General features: G+C 52.3%; 22 protein-coding genes and 2 tRNA genes. 14 read left to right on the plus strand and 10 right to left on the minus strand.

Annotated features, from left to right (window positions below):
• Positions 1-122: 122 nt before the first annotated feature.
• Positions 123-199, plus strand: a tRNA-Arg gene (locus Q8W24_RS13575).
• Between the two features lie 117 nt (positions 200-316).
• Here the strand turns inward: Q8W24_RS13575 and Q8W24_RS13580 are convergent.
• The 4 genes from Q8W24_RS13580 to Q8W24_RS13595 all read right to left on the minus strand — a co-directional run bounded on the left by Q8W24_RS13580 (position 317) and on the right by Q8W24_RS13595 (position 2,764).
• Complete coding sequence (locus Q8W24_RS13580) at positions 317-835, minus strand: DUF523 domain-containing protein (RefSeq protein ID WP_305475621.1); 519 nt, start codon at positions 833-835, stop codon at positions 317-319.
• Positions 836-845: 10 nt separating this feature from the next.
• Entirely contained in the window at positions 846-1,643 is a 798-nt protein-coding gene (locus tag Q8W24_RS13585) for a methyltransferase domain-containing protein (RefSeq protein WP_305475622.1), read from the minus strand.
• A 2-nt stretch (positions 1,644-1,645) separates the two neighbouring features.
• Positions 1,646-2,134 (minus strand): YaiI/YqxD family protein, encoded by a 489-nt coding sequence (locus Q8W24_RS13590; protein ID WP_305415143.1) that lies wholly within the window; start codon positions 2,132-2,134, stop codon positions 1,646-1,648.
• Between the two features lie 72 nt (positions 2,135-2,206).
• Positions 2,207-2,764 carry a hypothetical protein gene (locus Q8W24_RS13595; RefSeq protein WP_305415144.1) on the minus strand — a complete coding sequence of 186 codons (558 nt, stop codon included), beginning with the start codon at positions 2,762-2,764 and terminating at the stop codon, positions 2,207-2,209.
• Between the two features lie 507 nt (positions 2,765-3,271).
• On the opposite strand from Q8W24_RS13595, the gene Q8W24_RS13605 reads away from it, so the two are divergent.
• Together Q8W24_RS13605 and Q8W24_RS13610 are read left to right on the plus strand one after the other, a co-directional pair.
• On the plus strand, positions 3,272-3,943 hold the full coding sequence (locus Q8W24_RS13605; protein ID WP_305475623.1) for a hypothetical protein: 672 nt from the start codon (positions 3,272-3,274) through the stop codon (positions 3,941-3,943).
• 5 nt (positions 3,944-3,948) lie between these two features.
• Entirely contained in the window at positions 3,949-5,160 is a 1,212-nt protein-coding gene (locus tag Q8W24_RS13610; RefSeq protein ID WP_305475624.1) for an XRE family transcriptional regulator, read from the plus strand.
• A 220-nt stretch (positions 5,161-5,380) separates the two neighbouring features.
• Here Q8W24_RS13610 and Q8W24_RS13615 read toward each other — a convergent pair whose 3' ends face one another.
• From Q8W24_RS13615 to Q8W24_RS13640, 6 genes are all read right to left on the minus strand, one after another.
• Entirely contained in the window at positions 5,381-5,536 is a 156-nt protein-coding gene (locus Q8W24_RS13615; protein ID WP_305475626.1) for a hypothetical protein, read from the minus strand.
• Between the two features lie 198 nt (positions 5,537-5,734).
• Positions 5,735-5,860: transfer RNA gene (locus tag Q8W24_RS13620), tRNA-Met, on the minus strand.
• A gap of 6 nt (positions 5,861-5,866) precedes the next feature.
• Positions 5,867-7,057, minus strand: coding sequence for a site-specific integrase (locus tag Q8W24_RS13625; RefSeq protein ID WP_305475627.1), 1,191 nt, complete (start codon positions 7,055-7,057; stop codon positions 5,867-5,869).
• Complete coding sequence (locus Q8W24_RS13630) at positions 7,038-7,580, minus strand: hypothetical protein (protein WP_305475629.1); 543 nt, start codon at positions 7,578-7,580, stop codon at positions 7,038-7,040. The genes Q8W24_RS13625 and Q8W24_RS13630 overlap by 20 nt, the downstream gene beginning before the upstream one ends.
• Complete coding sequence (locus Q8W24_RS13635) at positions 7,552-7,926, minus strand: hypothetical protein (RefSeq protein WP_305475630.1); 375 nt, start codon at positions 7,924-7,926, stop codon at positions 7,552-7,554. The genes Q8W24_RS13630 and Q8W24_RS13635 overlap by 29 nt, the downstream gene beginning before the upstream one ends.
• Before the next feature lie 31 nt (positions 7,927-7,957).
• Complete coding sequence (locus Q8W24_RS13640; protein WP_305475631.1) at positions 7,958-8,665, minus strand: helix-turn-helix transcriptional regulator; 708 nt, start codon at positions 8,663-8,665, stop codon at positions 7,958-7,960.
• Positions 8,666-9,026: 361 nt separating this feature from the next.
• Between Q8W24_RS13640 and Q8W24_RS13645 the strand changes: the two genes are divergently transcribed.
• The 11 genes from Q8W24_RS13645 to Q8W24_RS13695 all read left to right on the plus strand — a co-directional run bounded on the left by Q8W24_RS13645 (position 9,027) and on the right by Q8W24_RS13695 (position 16,045).
• Positions 9,027-9,320, plus strand: coding sequence for an AlpA family transcriptional regulator (locus Q8W24_RS13645; protein WP_305475632.1), 294 nt, complete (start codon positions 9,027-9,029; stop codon positions 9,318-9,320).
• The gene (locus Q8W24_RS13650; protein WP_305475634.1) at positions 9,317-9,613 is read left to right on the plus strand and encodes a hypothetical protein; all 297 of its coding nucleotides are present in this window, start codon (positions 9,317-9,319) and stop codon (positions 9,611-9,613) included. The genes Q8W24_RS13645 and Q8W24_RS13650 overlap by 4 nt, the downstream gene beginning before the upstream one ends.
• Positions 9,610-9,912: a hypothetical protein gene (locus Q8W24_RS13655; RefSeq protein WP_305475636.1), complete on the plus strand. Its 303-nt coding sequence runs from the start codon at positions 9,610-9,612 to the stop codon at positions 9,910-9,912. The genes Q8W24_RS13650 and Q8W24_RS13655 overlap by 4 nt, the downstream gene beginning before the upstream one ends.
• Before the next feature lie 14 nt (positions 9,913-9,926).
• Positions 9,927-10,364: a hypothetical protein gene (locus tag Q8W24_RS13660; protein WP_305475638.1), complete on the plus strand. Its 438-nt coding sequence runs from the start codon at positions 9,927-9,929 to the stop codon at positions 10,362-10,364.
• Positions 10,361-12,526 carry a replication endonuclease gene (locus Q8W24_RS13665; RefSeq protein ID WP_305475640.1) on the plus strand — a complete coding sequence of 722 codons (2,166 nt, stop codon included), beginning with the start codon at positions 10,361-10,363 and terminating at the stop codon, positions 12,524-12,526. The genes Q8W24_RS13660 and Q8W24_RS13665 overlap by 4 nt, the downstream gene beginning before the upstream one ends.
• Positions 12,527-12,537: 11 nt before the next feature.
• Positions 12,538-13,107 carry a hypothetical protein gene (locus Q8W24_RS13670; protein ID WP_305475641.1) on the plus strand — a complete coding sequence of 190 codons (570 nt, stop codon included), beginning with the start codon at positions 12,538-12,540 and terminating at the stop codon, positions 13,105-13,107.
• A gap of 2 nt (positions 13,108-13,109) precedes the next feature.
• A complete protein-coding gene (locus Q8W24_RS13675) occupies positions 13,110-14,027 on the plus strand; it encodes a DNA cytosine methyltransferase (protein WP_305475642.1) in 918 nt (305 codons plus the stop codon).
• Positions 14,028-14,697: 670 nt separating this feature from the next.
• Positions 14,698-14,946: a PT domain-containing protein gene (locus Q8W24_RS16945; protein WP_370693337.1), complete on the plus strand. Its 249-nt coding sequence runs from the start codon at positions 14,698-14,700 to the stop codon at positions 14,944-14,946.
• Between the two features lie 81 nt (positions 14,947-15,027).
• On the plus strand, positions 15,028-15,264 hold the full coding sequence (locus Q8W24_RS13685) for a hypothetical protein (RefSeq protein ID WP_305475644.1): 237 nt from the start codon (positions 15,028-15,030) through the stop codon (positions 15,262-15,264).
• Positions 15,265-15,266: 2 nt separating this feature from the next.
• Entirely contained in the window at positions 15,267-15,872 is a 606-nt protein-coding gene (locus Q8W24_RS13690) for a hypothetical protein (RefSeq protein WP_305475646.1), read from the plus strand.
• The gene (locus Q8W24_RS13695) at positions 15,869-16,045 is read left to right on the plus strand and encodes a DUF1382 family protein (protein WP_305475648.1); all 177 of its coding nucleotides are present in this window, start codon (positions 15,869-15,871) and stop codon (positions 16,043-16,045) included. The genes Q8W24_RS13690 and Q8W24_RS13695 overlap by 4 nt, the downstream gene beginning before the upstream one ends.
• Positions 16,046-16,058: the final 13 nt, after the last annotated feature.

Genomic DNA, 16,058 nt, shown 5'->3' on the forward strand with positions numbered 1-16,058 from the left:
CTCGTAGCTCAGCTGGATAGAGTACCTGGCTACGAACCAGGTGGTCGGAGGTTCGAATCCTCCCGAGCGCACCATTTATTAGATTAAATAAATGATTCAAATCGTGAGTGCTTTTCTGATGTGCGCTCGTAGCTCAGCTGGATAGAGTACCTGGCTACGAACCAGGTGGTCGGAGGTTCGAATCCTCCCGAGCGCACCATTTCAGAAAAATCTCAGAAAAATCCTTCGAAGCGTCCGCTTCATGATCAAATCCCCTGCTATAAATATTCATGCTTAATCAACGGCAACCTCTGTCGTCGTACGGCTTTCATATTAATCACACTCCTTCAGAATCCAGGCACTGCTGCTGTTGCACCCACTCTAACAACTGCTCAAATCGTTCCGGCGGAAAGCAGGCAATGCCATGCTGTTGCAGCAGCGCAGCGGTGATGCCGCTATAGGGTGTCAACTGCTTGCTGAATGAGCCATCGTAAGTACTGTCGGTGCCACAGGAAGGAGAACGTGATGCCAGTAACGCCGCTTGTACGTTATGGGTCTGGGCATAAGCCAGGGTTTGCCGAGCGCCGGCCAGAAACGATTCAGTAACGTCGTCGCCACTGCATGTCAGCACTCGGCGCTGGCCAGCCAATACCTGCGCACCATCACCGCCAACGATTTCCGCCGCCGGTCGTGGGGTCGGCAAACCGCCAGCCATTTCCGGGCAGACCGGTATCAGCCATCCCTTGCGCCGCCACTGATCAAGCGTTGCGTGGTGGTGGGCCAGTTTGGTGGCGTTGTCGGCACCATCATAGCGGACGGGCTGACCGAGCAGGCAGGCTGATACCAGAATATTCATGGGTTGATTATCATCGAGTGGTACGTCTGGCCATTACATGGATATAACGACCGAACAGGCGATAGGGATCTTGCAGGCCAAATTCCAGATCGGCCTGATTAACTGCCGGCTGGCCGATACGGTCACGGATTTTCTGGTGCATATGATCGTGGATGCAGCGGATGCCGCGCCAGCGGACAATATCAAAACCACCCGCTTGCAGCTTATCCATCACCTTGTCTGGGTCGAGAGGATGCTGGGGTGCATTGCCTTCCTGGCGCAGCCGATCATTGGAGCCGTCCGGAGCATGGGTACGGCCGTTCATAATCTGACGCCACTGATGACCATGGCGGTTGTAAAACATCAGCGAGAGCCAGCCGTTGGTTGCGACCTTGCTGGTGATGGCCTGCAGTGCATCGTAGGGCTGTTCCAGCCATTCCAGTACCGCATGGTTGAGTACCAGGTCAAACTGACCAGGAAACCGGTCTGAGGCTGACTGCAGGGAGCAACAGGCACTGTTGAGCGGCAGGTTGTCGGCCGCAAAGCTGTGTTTTGCCTGCGTCAGCATGGTTTCGGAAATATCACACAAATGGATCGCCGCCCCTTGTCGGGCCAGTTCCAGGGCAAATTGCCCTTGTCCGCCACCGAGATCCAATACCCTGGCGTTGGGTAGTGCGATCTTCAGGTCGGCAAAATCCTGTCGCAGGGCCGCCAGGCGCAGCTGGCCTTTGGGGGTGTCGTAAATCGTTTTGCGAAAGCGGGCAGAGATATCATCAAAATTACGATCAGGTGCCAGTTTGTCACTGACTGTTGGCGGTTGAGTACTCATTATCAGCTCTGTGGACGCACCATTTTTTTCTGTTTGGCCAGCCAGCGATCGAGGCTATTGGCAAACGACTGTTTGTCACGTTGATCAAAGGCAGAAGGCCCGCCACTCTGAATACCGCTGGAACGCATGGTTTCCATAAAGTCCCGCATGTTCAGCCGTTGACGGATGGTTTCGCGGCTATAGGGTTCGCCGCGAGGGTTCATGGCATCCACCCCCAGCTCCATGATTTCTGCGGCCAGAGGAATATCCTGAGTAATCAACAGATCACCGGGGCGAGCGCTTTGCACAATCGAGTTATCGGCGACATCAAATCCGGCGGCCACGGTACGGCTGTGGATCCACTCCGATTTGGGTAGCGGTAGCGTATGGTTGGCAACAAACCAGATATGCACCTGTGTGCGCACAGCGGCTTTACAGAGAATATCCCGGATGGCTTTGGGGGCGGCGTCGGCGTCAACCCAGATACAGGCTGGTTGTGGCAGGGTGTTCAATAGAAAAATCCGTTCAAGACAGTATTGCTTGCAGCACCCATCGTTCTTGGTGGTGATGGGCGTGCTCGCCGGTTAAAGGTGGTCGACTGTATGTACCAATGACATGTTAAGCCATGACAGTGGAGGCTTGCATTTACCATCGAGCGTGTCGTTGTGGTTATCAACCAGAGCTGCCGAGACCAAACGATTATCCGGGTTCATCAGGTTAAATCCAAAGCGGCTTTGAAAGGCTATGGGGTAGTCACGATGACCGGCGTTATTCTGGGCGCTGGCGACAGGAAACTGGGTAATGGAGCCAGCCAAGGCTTTATACGTATCGCTGCAAGGGCCGGGAGAGCGGGCCATATCAATGAGCCAGCCACTCCAATCCTGATTGTTGTGGATACCGAAAGCAGCACAATGGTCGATGCCCTGTTTTGCATCCGGGCAAACTCCCCAGGGGATTTGCAGTTCATCCAGCCGTGTTTCCCATAGATGGTTGCTGGCAGATAGCACAACAAACAAGGGTAGCTCACTGCCGATAGCGGATTGCAGTGCTGATTCCAGCTCAGGCAGAGGCATCAGGCTGGCAGATAAATCATTAAGACACGCGGCCTTGTTGGCGACTAATACGATACCGGGAGAAGACATACGATGACGCCCCTGATTCAAGGGCTTAAACCCTACTACAGAGACGGGAAGTGGTAAATATATAACCGTATTGTTTGAGCCAGCGCCGTAGAGCAGCCGGGCCAACACCAGGCGCTTGGCAAGCCTTGTGGTTGGGGGCTTATTGATAACTCAAGCTTCCAGAGGGATTAGGCTATCGCAACCTGGCCGAGGCCAAGAAAGATGTTGGTGGTTATCTGATGGACGACTACAGCCGGCAGCGACCTCATACATTCAACGACGGCATTTCGCCCGTTGCAGCTGAGGAAAACCTTAAAATATTGTCCGGAATCAGTTGACCACTACAGACTACTTTGATGCCGAAAAACGCGATTAAACGGTCTTCGCTCGAAAGCGCATCACCACTTGATGCGGTTTCCGGCAATACCCGACTTAGCCCTCATTACGTATGATTCTAATATCAGAGCTTGATAAACTAAATAAATATAGCTAAAATTCCGCTTAACTAAATCAATAGATGCGTACCTGATGGAACCAACCCTCAAAGATCGCCTTGTTAGATACATCACCTCAAATGTAGGTAAAGACTTGTTCTTATCAGTTGAGGACGCTATCCGTACTGCTTACGCCAAAGCTCATCATAGAGCTGTAGAGGACTGCAAAAACACAAGCCCCAATCGATTGAGATCATACCAAAGGCGGTATTATGTTGATGACGCTTTAGCAGGCGTACTAGCCGAAGGTAGTCCATCGGTATTACAGACTGTCCCAAAAGGAGAGCAATATATTGTAATTTGCGCGGGGAACATCACCCTGAGCCATATAGAACTTCATCAAAATCAATGGGCGCGCCCAGCAAGACATAGAAGCATGCTGAGCCAGAAGAACGCCATACTAGAGCCCATGACATATGATTTTTTTAAAGCTCCACCACCAAAGATGGATGACGCGCTTCATGTTGTAGCTGTTGTCCTTCATCCTGGAGCCGCAGGTAAAGATCAGTCACAACCAGCTGAAATTGTAATAACGGTACCATACACCGACTGGCTCGGTTACCACCTTGAAATACCGTTGAAAGAATTAATAAAAGAATATGGCCAAGAGGCTAACGCAGCTTCAATGCAGGTTGACCTAGCTTGGCCAATGTTACGTGATGACCTACAAAAAGAAGAAAAATGGTCGAGTGATAAATCGGAGTAGACATTATGAGAACCGGCGTAAGTGGTTTCCAGCCTGATCGATTAATTCAGGCTCGAGAATCGCTTGGGATTACAAGGGTCGCATTAGCGGCCCTTGTTGGTGTTTCTCAAGCGACAATATCAAACTGGGAGAAAGGCAATCAAGCCCCAGAAGAGGACAAACTTAGATCATTAAGTGGCGCTGTTAAATTTCCAGTAAACTGGTTTTTGAAAGACGTACCTGACCATGGAGAAAAACCTTATTTTTATCGTTCTCTAGCAAGTGCAACCAAAGTTGCTAGAGACATGGCGAGAGTAAGACTCGACCTAGTCGCAGAGCTTGCCGCCACCTTAGCTCGTTGGGTGAGCTGGCCTAACGTTAACATTCCATCTATTTCAGAAGGCCGCTTTCTAACAATCACTGACTCTGAAATTGAGGCTCTAGCTCTGGAGTGCAGAAAAGCTTGGGGCCTGGGGCTTGGACCGATTGAGGATGTAGTTCTCGCAATCGAGAATGCCGGTGTTATTTTTGCCAGAGATGAACTTGGCTATTTAAAAATGGATGGCGTTTCACATTGGAGCCTACTAGATGGCAGACCTTATATTTTTGTGTCCTCCGACAAAGCGAATGGAATTCGAAATAGGTTTGATGCAGCTCATGAGCTTGGACACTTAGTGCTTCATCGCAATGTTGATGACAAAACATTTCGCTCTAACGAGCACTACAAACAGATAGAGCGGCAGGCAGACTTGTTCGCTGGTTGTTTTCTTCTGCCTGCAGATTCGTTTGCATCTGAAGTGAGCTGGCCAACACTTGAAACGCTATTATCACTGAAGCCTCGCTGGAAGGTCTCGGTTGCAGCTATGGTAATGCGTTGTTATCAGTTGGATATTATAGATGACGATCAAAAGCTAAGACTTTTCAAAGGGCGCTCAGCAAGAGGATGGATAAGAGGCGAACCATACGATGATCAAATTAGGCTTGAGCAACCTCGCCTGCTTAACAGAGCAATCAAAATGTTGGTAGATCAGAAAGTACAAACTAAGCCAGATCTCGCTCATCAGCTTGGACTTCCTGAGTACCTTCTTGAAACCCTATGCGGCCTTGAGTCGGGATATTTTTCGTATGAAGCACCAGTAAATAACCTGGTTGAACTTAAACTCTCTTTAAACGAAAGTAAAAGCAAGCCATCTAATAGCAATCAGGGTAGTGTAGTTCAATTCCCAAAATCCAAATAATCTAGCTTATAGATTTAGTTCAATAGCACCAGGGAAGAGTCAGCTTACCTTGGTGCTGTTACCACTTCCTTTATACTGGCAAAGCTTGGCTCACAGTAGTTCTCTGGTAATTTCAATGGTTTATCATCAACTATTTGATAGTTGAACCGTGTCCTTTCTTCTTCTGAAGCTTCATAAAATTGCTTTTTGGTTACAAAAAATTTGGGAATGTACATAGCCGTCACCCAGAAATGGCTTTTGAAATATCCACAACATTCGGGCTAGTCATTCGCTTGAAGAAGTAGTTTTGTATCTTCTCTGCAGATTGCCGCAGTGTCTCCGCCGTCAACGCATTTAGGTTTTCCTTGTTTAGATTCAGTTCCTTGTGATCAGACACGGTTGGCTTCCTTTGGTTTTATTGTGATAACTATTATCTGGTTTGATGTAACCCCAGTGTAACCTGAGGAAATTTGCTTTGGGGAGAGAAAGTTTGTGAGTGTAAACGCTTTTGGAATGGGGTTACACCGTATAAAACCCTCTGACTTGACTAAAAAGCCAAAAAATTTTCGTAACCTGTTGATTTTAAAAGTAAAAATGGTGGGCCTTCCCAGACTTGAACTGGGGACCTGCCGATTATGAGGCGGTAGTCATTCGATCATAACTCGTTGTTATTATTGCTCTTTGTATTTCCCGCACACCAATTTGACACCAACTTGACACCAAACCGCTAAAAAACAGGCAGCCGGTCAACCGCATCGCGTTGCTGTGCCTCCCGCGTGTTGTAGTAACGCATGGTCGTTTGAATGTCCGAATGATCCGCCAGCTGTTGCACCTTTTGCGGCGTCTCACCGTTGTTCAGCAGCCACGTAATCAGAGCTGCCCGCATACCCCAGTGGAACGGCTTAACCCCGTCGGGCAGTCCGGCATTCCGGCAGGCTTTGCCCATGGCTCGACTCACATGGCTATAGTCCGAGTACCACGTATTGCCGGAGCCATCATCCAAAAACCACCGCTCAGCAGGTGACCGGTTGGCCAAATCATCGGCCAGAAAATCGGCCAGATTGGCATTGATCGGTTTGTTCGGCCACTTGCCGCCCTTGTTTTTCCAGCCCAGTTCCGGCACGTCGCGGATTTTCACCACACCGGCTGCAATATCGATATTAGCCAGTGGCAAATGCGCAATCGCACCAACTCGTAACAGGCAGTTAGTCGCCAGCATGAATGCCCGATACAGGTTTTTAGCATTGACCAAATCGCGGCCAGGTAACGCCTGATCAACATTGTCAGCGAGGAATCGCTTTAACACCGTCAGCTGATCCATGCTGAAAACCTCCATCTCCTGCACCGGAACCTTCGGTTTTTTGATCCGGATCACCTTGCTATACAGCTCGTTGTCATACGCCCATCGAATAAAACCACCAAGATGCCGGAGATGCATGTGCTGCGTTGCAATACTGATTGGTTTGCCAGATCGGTGACTGATCACCCGGGTTAGCGCCTGGGCAAATACCTCGTTTTGAGATCGGCCGAACTCTCGCAATGGATGATCGCCCACATGCTCCAGATACAGCCGGATAGTCTGCCGGTAAACCAAAATCGTTTTAGGCCGCGCCGTTTGTTCAACCATCGCCATCCACTGGCCAGCCGCATCAGCGAACGACAGGTTTTTTAATCGCTGCTGTTCTGCCCGCTGTTTGGCATCGTTGGCAAATTGCCGGTCGCGGATCTCAGCCTCTTTGCTGGCATAGCGTTTCAGTGCCAGAGCCATGGCATCCGAATCCGTCAACGTCTGGCGCTCATCGGCCAACACCAACCGCCGCCGCAGCCCGCGCTTGCTGCGCACAAAACCGACTGCCGGATCGTGTGGGTACTCACCGCACAGGTTGCCGTTGCCGTCTTCAAAGATTCTTTGGCGCATTATATTTACTCCAAATCTTATCAAATCCAGAATTAATTAAAGGAACGAATGTTTTTACGCTAATTTCTTCTGGGTTATCGGTTATGAAAACCTTATGCAAACGAAGGCTGATCATTAAATTAGCACGACGATTAGCAGGGTCTCGTTGAAGTAAAGCGACAATGGAATTTGATTTTAAACTTTGATTGAAAACAAAAAGATTTCCATCAGAATAGCATTGCGCCGATATGAATGGATTTATCTTTTTAAACGTTGTTGAAACCCACAACCCCGTTGGGTCTAATTCTTTAGGCATTGTTTCTAACGCTTTGGGAGAAAATGAGATATGACAAAAATCAGCAGACGGATGAGAGAAGAAGACACTAACAGCAGGCTGTTTTTTAATAGAGAATCCGTCTGTTATTCTGTATAGGGTTGCCTTGTAATTATCATCTGCAGACACTAAAGATGAATATAAAAAAACAAATATAAAAAGAAATCTAATAGACATTTCATCACCAGTTAAGTTGTTGTTTGCTAGCATCCAGGTTTTGCTGATACATCATCATGATGGTTTGGTAATTGCACATATTGATAGGCCCGTGGCAATAATCCTGAATAACTCTGTCCATTATTTTTCGGTTGGTAGCGACCGTGGCCTGCTTAAACGCATTTAAATTCTGCTGCTCCATCATTCTAAGTGTCATGGCTTGACACATATTGATAGCGCCGCTGCAGTATTCTTTCTTAACTTGGGATTTTATAAACTGGATGACCTCTGCTTTCTGGCCTTCCGAGCCATCGAAATCCATTGGGTGAATGAAACCGGCATTCGCCAAAGGAGCAGACATCAATGCAAAAAAAACCATCGATTTAACAATATTTTTCATAATAAACGTCCTTGGTATTAGTAGTGAAAATTCAAACCCGACGGCCAGAAACCGCCCATACAACCCGGCCGATAATGGCCACTTCATCATTGCTCGATTCATCCAGACGAATATCAAACGACTCATACGCTGTATTCTCTGAACGAATACGTAATATTTGTCCTGGTAATCGTTGGACGTTTTTAACCAGCAGAGAGTCACCCATACGCAAAATATAAACACCGTCCCCGCTGTAGTGACCCTCTCTAACATCAACAAACACCAGTTCACCAGAATTCAATTTTGGTGACATTGAATCGCCGGATACTCTGATTATGCGCAGGTCAGCTGCATTGGCACCTAGTTCATTACGTAACCAATCCCGCTTGTACGCATACACATCAGCAATCGATTCGCTATCAACAACCGAGCCATTACCAGCCGCGGCCTGAATGTCAAGAACAGGAATAAGGGCGTATTCAGAAGGCACCGAGTACCGATTTGAAGGCTCAGAAATTCGCACTGGAGTGTCTGTAATCGTTGAACCTTCCGGGTACATAGCCCCATCACCGGTTGCCAGCCATAGAAGATTGACACCAGTGGCTTGGCACAGGGCGATTAAATTCGTTCGGCTAGTGTCCCTATCGGCATTCCGTAGCCGATGCAACTGAGTCGTAGAAATTCCGCTGGCATCAGAAAGTTTTTGACGCCCAAATTTATCGATAAGTATTTGAATTCTCTCAGAAAAAGAATCTTTCACAATGAAAGTCCATTTAGGTTACGTCAATAAGTTGCCTATAGGCATTGACTGTGCATTTAGGCAACTGATAATCTGTTGCCAATGGGGACTCGAAAGCAATGTGTTTCACAAATTCAAACATTACACAAAGTTCCTAAAAGTTCCAATAAAAGGGGGTCAAAGTGTATACAGCATCAGAAAAAAGACTGTCAGCAAATACAGTCGGGAAGCAGATAGGAGTATCCGGTCGGACAATCAGAAAGTGGTCGAAAGAAGGGAAATTCCCGGAACCCTACAACTTAGGGCCGTTGGAATTCTGGATACAGGAACAAATTGAAAGCTGGACTGCTGAACAAAATCTACCACAAGAGGGGGCGGCACAATGACAACCCCAGCATCAACCCTCCTTGCAGCCCCCAAACTGAACGCCACCGACGCTGCCCGCGCCGCTGGCGTATCGCCATCCACTTGGCGGCGGGCTGTCGAATCAGGCTGCGCACCGCAGCCAATCCATGTACTTGGTCAGCGCCGCTGGCTGGAGTCCGACATAGAGAGCTGGATCATCCAGCAAAACCCGCACCTGGCCGATGCACTGGAATTACGCCGTCAGGCCGAAGCCGTCATTAAAAAGTCAAAATTCAGATCAGGCCTGCGTGCCGTCGGGGGTGCCGCATGATCAAGTTCAAAACCGCCGCCGGGCACAAATACACACTGGAAATCGTATGCCGTCCGGGCATGAACGCACGCATCCAGATCACCGGCAACAGCATTACCGCCAACGCGTGGCCATCGGGCACCGTCATGTACAGCCAAGATGGTGGAAAAACCAGCACGCTGCACATTGGCACCATACAGATCGGCCCCATTGGTCAGCAGGAGGCGCTAAAAATCGAGAATTATCTAGTGCCAAATCTGGAAGACATCAACATCCACTGGCAGCCAGATTGCTGGAACGAGGGTGCCGCATGATCAATTTTAAATCCTCTGTGCACACACCCGCAGACATCACCGCCCGGTTTAATACCCACTCCGGCCAAGTGGTCGAGATCTGCCAGAGCGCATCACCCCGTTCGGCAACCATCAAACACCGCATCACGTTTGATGGCTGTATCTGCGCCTTTGCAGACATCAGCGACATCGTGCTCTGCGAATTGCCGCAGAACATATGGCTCGAATTTGGAGACCTGTTCGTCTGGGGTCTCAGTGACGACGCTGCCGACATCGTGCGCGACTACCTCGACCGAGTCGCCGAACTCAGCCCCGCCTGATCCGGAGCAACACCATGTACAACAACCATAACGGTGCCCAGGAACTGGGTGCCTACAACAGTTACGCCTGTAAAACGTGCCATCGGGAATGGACCGTGCAACACGAGATGAATATCTGCCCGAGTTGCCGGGCAGAGGGTTACGAAGAAATCCTGATTGCCATCGACAAAAAACCGGCCGTTGCCGAACCAGACACCAGCGCCGCCGAGTTCGAACCGCTCGAACTCAGTGGCCACGACATCAGCACACTGGCGCAAATAACCGCCGAAGTGCATGCCCAAGTCTCAGCTGCCCTGAGCCAATTGCCCGCGGGCAGCGTCGAGCACGTAACGAAAACAATTCAAGAAGACCAACTGTTTGACCTGGTAACACGGCTGGACGCAGAAGAAGCCCGGCTCAGAGCCATTGCCCAGCTCGGAATCAACAGACTGAAACAGGGCGAACTGTCGTGATCACACCGGAGCCGTTGGCAGAATATTCGCTGGTCTCTGCGCCACCGAAAAAGCCCCGGCCCTACTGGCTGGAGCAGGCCGAAGCCATCGCCAGCAAATACCCATCATTCAGCCAGCCACTGCTGCACGACTGGCAGCGAGTGGTAAAGCGCACAAAGGCCAACGGCATCCGAACAGCCAACGAACGCATGGACGCCATCATCAAACAATTCAAATTTGGCGATTATCGTATCGACCAAACCGACGACCAGACCGTTAACGACTACGCCAACGCCAAATCAGAACAGTGCATCAAACTGCTGGCAGGCTGGATGCTGGGCCATGGAACTATGCCGGCCGGAGCTGAGCAGGTTGCGCCGCTGCTGGAATACCACGGCCTCGACACCACCAAACTGGACGACCTGGACAACATCACAGGTCTACAGTCAGACGCCAACAAGATGACCGCAGAAATACAGGAAGCCACTGTCGGACTGAGCGCATTGTCCAAGCGGGTAAGGGCGATGCCATACCGTCCACGTACCGCGCCGCGGTGGTCTGTCCGCATGGCTCAACGTCACGTCAGCCGCCATCAAAATCACATCGACGAACTGACCGCCAAACGAGACAGAAAAGAATCCAAGGCGAACCAGATACCCAATGACTGCCGCGCCCTGTTAATGCGCGTGCAAGACCCAAAATGGTGGATCAGAAAAATACGCCGCGTATCCGCACAGCGCACTGAGGCCATCAGCCGCGAACTGGGAACCATCCACCGCACCAGCTCCATGTATTGCAGCCGTTTGGGCCGTGCCGAATACCGCCGCCGTAAACAGCTCAATCTGAACATGATGGAAAATACGGTATTAGAGAACGACAACGGCGACCAGTACACACTGGCCGATCTGGCCGAACTCAGCAACGCCAATCCCGCCATCCGCAGAACCGAGTTAATGATTAGGGTGGCCGGTTTTGAACAGTACGCAAAACAGCTGGGGTATGAAGGCTGGTTCTACACCGTAACCTGCCCGGGGGCTTATCACGCTTACGTAACCAGCAAACGAAAAGACCGCCGAGTCAGCCACAGAAACCCGAATTTTAATGGCACCACACAGCGAGAGGCTCAGCAGCACCTGTGCAAAGTTTGGGCAAAATTCCGAGCCAAAGCGAAACGCAATGACTGGCGCTTTTTTGGCGTCCGGGTAGCGGAACCACACCACGACGGCACACCCCACTGGCACCTGTTGCTATTCATCCATCCAGATGATGCCAATAAATTTGGTGGCGCACTGAAGGAATACGCCATGGAAGCACTGCCCGACGAACGGGGTGCCGACGAACACCGGTTTGACGTCGAAAAAATCAAGACTGGCACCAACCCAAACACCGGCAACGAATATTCGGCCGCCGGTTACATCGCAAAATACATCAGCAAATCCATCGACGGCGAACACATCGACGCCGACCTATACAACGAAGACGCCAAAACCAGCGCCGAAAGCATCGTGGTATGGGCCAGCCGCAACGGCATCCGACAGTTTCAGCAGATCGGCGGGCCATCCGTTTCCGGCTGGCGTGAATTCCGACGCCTGGCACGTCAATCACCAGAGTGCATCGACGCGCTGCCTCCGCTGGTACGTGAAGCTACAAAACAAATCGAACACATAAACCAGACCGACGGAGCCGCCACCGCGTGGGCATGGTACTGCCGCCATTGCGACGAGCACGGAAAGGTCTCGCTATGGCGAATCGTCAAGACCGCCATCGAAACCATTGAAGCCATCAGCGAGGAAAGCGGTGAGGTTTACGAGATAAACACCGATAAGCCGATATGGAACCAATACAACGAACTGATTGAAAAGGACAACGGCATCCGCGCCATGTGGGACGGACAGGAACTGCATGTGCAAACACGAATGCATAACTGGACATCGGTGTCATGCACACCATCAGAGGCCGAAGAAGTCCGCACCCGCCGCAAGGCGGAACGGGCAGGACGCGAAGCGGCCGCCTTGGCGCAGCGCGAAGCGCGAGCAGCAGTTAAGGCGCTCGCGCCGCCTTGGACTGGTGTCAATAACTGTACGGGGGCAGCAGGGAGCTGGCCACCGATACCGCCGGGCAACCAACCAGCCGCCCGGAAAACCGTTGCAGCACCCGAACAAACAACAATGTTTAGCCAGTAGAGGTATTAAAAATGGAACGACTGACCTACAGACAGCAGGAGGCCACCGCCAAACGGCTGGCCATGACGGAATCCAGCCAGCGGCAGTCAGAGTTGGCGGCATACGGGGAACCCCTGAAAAGCACCCTGGCACACCGAATCTGCTGGCTGATAGCAGAACGGGCAATCAATTTCATGCCAGACGTTCGGCGCGTGTACCTCAACCAGTTGCCCAGTGCCGAACGAACAGAGATTGAACAACACATCAAATCGTTGGTGATGCAGAAGAAGCAGCAGCAGGCAGCAGAACGCGAACGCCAGCGCAAATCTGAACTGGAGCTACAGCCTGGGCTGCTGGGCATGTTTGATCCGGTCAGCTACTGGGCAGGCAAACCAGTAAAAAAATGGGTGGTCACCGTCACCAACCACAACCAGATCGACACCCTGTACGTAGCCAGCGCCACAGAACAGGGCGCCAAGCGCCACGGAAAAACCGAAACCCGGTTAACCGGCCGTCTGAGAATCAGTGCCAGGCTGGCCACGCCAGATGATCTCGGTGCAAACCACCGCGACGATAACGACCAAAAAACAATGTGGGTGTAATTATGACGACTGCTATCGATCTTTTTGCGGGGCTGGGCGGTTGGAGCACCGGCGCAACCCAAGCCGGGGTAAACGTATTGTGGGCCGCCAACCACTGGCCAACCGCGGTGGAATGGCACGCCGCAAACCATCCAAACACCCAGCACGTATGCCAGGACCTGCACCAAGCCAACTGGGACGCCGTGCCAGCCCACGACATTTTGCTGGCATCGCCATGCTGTCAGGGTCACAGCAAGGCCCGCGGCAAATCAAGCGGCAACCCGCAACACGACGCCAGCCGCTCCACTGCATGGGCCGTAGTCAGCGCCGTGGAGTACCACCGCCCGGCGCTGGCACTGGTAGAAAACGTGCCGGAGTTTTTGCAGTGGGCGCTGTATCCCGCGTGGAAACAGGCGCTGGCCGCGATGGGCTACCGCATCGCCACGCATATTGTGGATTGTGCCGATTTGGGTGTACCGCAAAACCGCGTGCGGCTGTTTTTGGCCGTCAGCAAAAGCCGCGCCCCGTTGGATATCACCCTGGACAAAGAACCCCACCGCCCGGCGCGGGAATTTATCGACTTCAGCACCGGCAACTGGTCACCCGTCGAAAAGCCGGGCCGAGCCGCCGCCACACTGGCCCGCGCACAACATGGCCGCGCCAACTTTGGCGAACAGTTCCTGTTCTCATACTACGGCAACACAAAAACCGCCCGCAGCATTGACCGGCCGATAGGAACCATCACCACCCGCGATAGATGGGCCATCGTCAATGGCGACCAAATGCGCATGTTAACCGCCGATGAATGTCTGGCCGCCATGACGTTTCCAGCCAACACCCAACGCCCACGCCAGCACCGCGCCACCGTCCACATGGCTGGCAACGCCGTGCCACCGATGGCCGGTGAAAAATTCATTCGCGCTGCACTGGCCGTGGCATAGAGGTGATCATGAAAACCATCCCACTGTTTGCCATCATCATCACCGCCGCGGCGGTATCCGGCTGGGCTGAATGGTCGCTGTTTGTATCGTTTGCACCCGAACCGGGCAACCTGCTGGCCCCAGTTACTATTGCCCTGGGTGCCACCGGCATCCTGTTTGTACTGGCCCAGTACACACTGGCCGCAGAAGCAGCCCGCCGCTGGCAGCAATGCCAGCAACCGCTGGCGCTAATCTGCGCCGTGGCCGCCGCCGCGCTGATGGCCATCAGCGTTGCCGGTACCGCCAGTTGGTTCCAAACCGCATACCAACAGCGAACCACACCAACCAATCAACCCACCGCCGCCGATCTGGCCGCCGCCGATCTGGCCGCCAGCCTGAATGCCCAACGGCTGGCCAGCGCAGCCGCACTGGATAAACAGGCCGCCGCGGCCAGCGTACAAAACCTGTTGACCAAATCCGCCGACTACCGCGCCCAGGCCGAATCGATCCGCGCCCAGATCACCAACACCGGCACCACCGCCAAGCAGGCCGCCCGCGCTGAAAACGCGGCCCCGGCCATCAGCCAGGCAATCGTGGCCGGTGAACTGCTGGGCGGCTGGCTGTTCTGGGGCGTCGCCCTGCTGATAGACCTGATCCCTGTACTGTCCGCCATCCTGCTGACCATGCCAGCATCGACCAACCAACATACCAACCAACCAGCCAACCCACTGGACAGCCAACCAACCAACCAGCCAGAGCCAGAGCCAGAGCCAGAGCCAGAGCCAGAGCCAGAGCCAGAGCCAGAGCCAGAGCCAGAGCCAGAGCCAACCGACCCGCTGACAACACTGCGCCAAATAATCCGGACGACCGGAGAAATGCCAACCCGCAGCAAAGCGGCAGCCATGGGCATCGGCCAGAGCGCATACCGCCGGGCGTGTGAAACCCTGAAACAGCAGGGCGTCATTGCACAACCCACACCCGGCAAACCCTACCGAGTATTGAAACGACTGGAGGCAGTCCAATGAAACAACCATCCAACCTGAATACATTTTTACTGGAGATTCGGTTGGCACTGGAATTAAACCCAGTAGCCAACCCTGACCGGGTTATCAAAAACGCAGCAGGAGCCATGCAACGCCAGCATCGATTTGATGAAACCAGCACCGCCAAACACGTTGCCGGAGCACTGGCACACCCAACCCCTATCCGGGTACTACAACCAGCGATAGACATGCACCACCAAATGACAGGAATCTGACAATGACATACACCACCCAAAACCCATACGCAGCCGCCGCCATGAGCCATATCCCATCCCAGCCAACCCAGCCAACCCGGCAGCCCAACCAAGCCAACCCAGCGTTTGCATTTGTGCTGGACGAAACCAGTGCCGAGCAGGCTGGAGATATGCCATTCATTACCGAAACCGGTGCCGTGATCGCCACCATTACCAAAGCGGAGTATCAGCAAAACAAAACGGGTAGCCACGCCCTGCGCATCCGGTTCGTCAACCCCGATGGCATGGCCGGGTCCGTCACGCTCACGTACCTGAAATCCGACGGCGTAACCGCCGTATTTGGCGGCAATTTTATCAATGCCATCCTGTTCCTGACTGGTCTGAACGGATTTAGCTGGCAGGCCAGCACCAACGAACGGGGAGAGTCAGTGCAGATCGCCGCCGAACTCAGCGGCAAAACCGTTGGTATGCTGGTTAAACAAACCAAAAACCAAAACGACGACGGTACCCACCTGGAACTGAAACAGGTTTACCACCCAGACACAGGGCTGACCGTCAGTGAGATAAAGGCGGGTATTGGTCAGCCAGAGGCCATCGAAAAACTGCTGAAATTATGGGGGCAGTCATGAAAAAAGCGGATCCCGCAGAACTGAGAAAATCCATAAAGTCAGGCTACACAATGATGAAAGCGGGGATCGACTTTGTGTGTATTCCAGTAAAAACGGAAAATCAAAAAGACGATTTGTTGCGGGTTCAGAAAACCGTATTAGAAGAAATGATCCGCGAAGCGGAACAGCAATAAGACACAAAAAAGC

Source organism: Oceanobacter sp. 4_MG-2023, from assembly GCF_030689165.1.
Taxonomy (GTDB): domain Bacteria; phylum Pseudomonadota; class Gammaproteobacteria; order Pseudomonadales; family Oceanobacteraceae; genus Oceanobacter.

Bases quoted from the DNA above. Each gene is read 5' to 3' on its own strand.
- Q8W24_RS13650 (WP_305475634.1), top strand. From the start codon at position 9,317: ATGATCAAGTTCAAAACCGCCGCCGGGCACAAATACACACTGGAAATC.
- Q8W24_RS13660 (WP_305475638.1), top strand. From the start codon at position 9,927: ATGTACAACAACCATAACGGTGCCCAGGAACTGGGTGCCTACAACAGT.
- Q8W24_RS13635 (WP_305475630.1), bottom strand. From the start codon at position 7,926: ATGAAAAATATTGTTAAATCGATGGTTTTTTTTGCATTGATGTCTGCT.
- Q8W24_RS13685 (WP_305475644.1), top strand. From the start codon at position 15,028: ATGAAACAACCATCCAACCTGAATACATTTTTACTGGAGATTCGGTTG.
- Q8W24_RS13655 (WP_305475636.1), top strand. From the start codon at position 9,610: ATGATCAATTTTAAATCCTCTGTGCACACACCCGCAGACATCACCGCC.
- Q8W24_RS13670 (WP_305475641.1), top strand. From the start codon at position 12,538: ATGGAACGACTGACCTACAGACAGCAGGAGGCCACCGCCAAACGGCTG.
- Q8W24_RS13610 (WP_305475624.1), top strand. From the start codon at position 3,949: ATGAGAACCGGCGTAAGTGGTTTCCAGCCTGATCGATTAATTCAGGCT.
- Q8W24_RS13625 (WP_305475627.1), bottom strand. From the start codon at position 7,057: ATGCGCCAAAGAATCTTTGAAGACGGCAACGGCAACCTGTGCGGTGAG.
- Q8W24_RS13645 (WP_305475632.1), top strand. From the start codon at position 9,027: ATGACAACCCCAGCATCAACCCTCCTTGCAGCCCCCAAACTGAACGCC.
- Q8W24_RS13585 (WP_305475622.1), bottom strand. From the start codon at position 1,643: ATGAGTACTCAACCGCCAACAGTCAGTGACAAACTGGCACCTGATCGT.
- Q8W24_RS13675 (WP_305475642.1), top strand. From the start codon at position 13,110: ATGACGACTGCTATCGATCTTTTTGCGGGGCTGGGCGGTTGGAGCACC.
- Q8W24_RS13595 (WP_305415144.1), bottom strand. From the start codon at position 2,764: ATGTCTTCTCCCGGTATCGTATTAGTCGCCAACAAGGCCGCGTGTCTT.
- Q8W24_RS13690 (WP_305475646.1), top strand. From the start codon at position 15,267: ATGACATACACCACCCAAAACCCATACGCAGCCGCCGCCATGAGCCAT.
- Q8W24_RS13695 (WP_305475648.1), top strand. From the start codon at position 15,869: ATGAAAAAAGCGGATCCCGCAGAACTGAGAAAATCCATAAAGTCAGGC.
- Q8W24_RS13630 (WP_305475629.1), bottom strand. From the start codon at position 7,580: ATGCTAGCAAACAACAACTTAACTGGTGATGAAATGTCTATTAGATTT.
- Q8W24_RS13605 (WP_305475623.1), top strand. From the start codon at position 3,272: ATGGAACCAACCCTCAAAGATCGCCTTGTTAGATACATCACCTCAAAT.
- Q8W24_RS13580 (WP_305475621.1), bottom strand. From the start codon at position 835: ATGAATATTCTGGTATCAGCCTGCCTGCTCGGTCAGCCCGTCCGCTAT.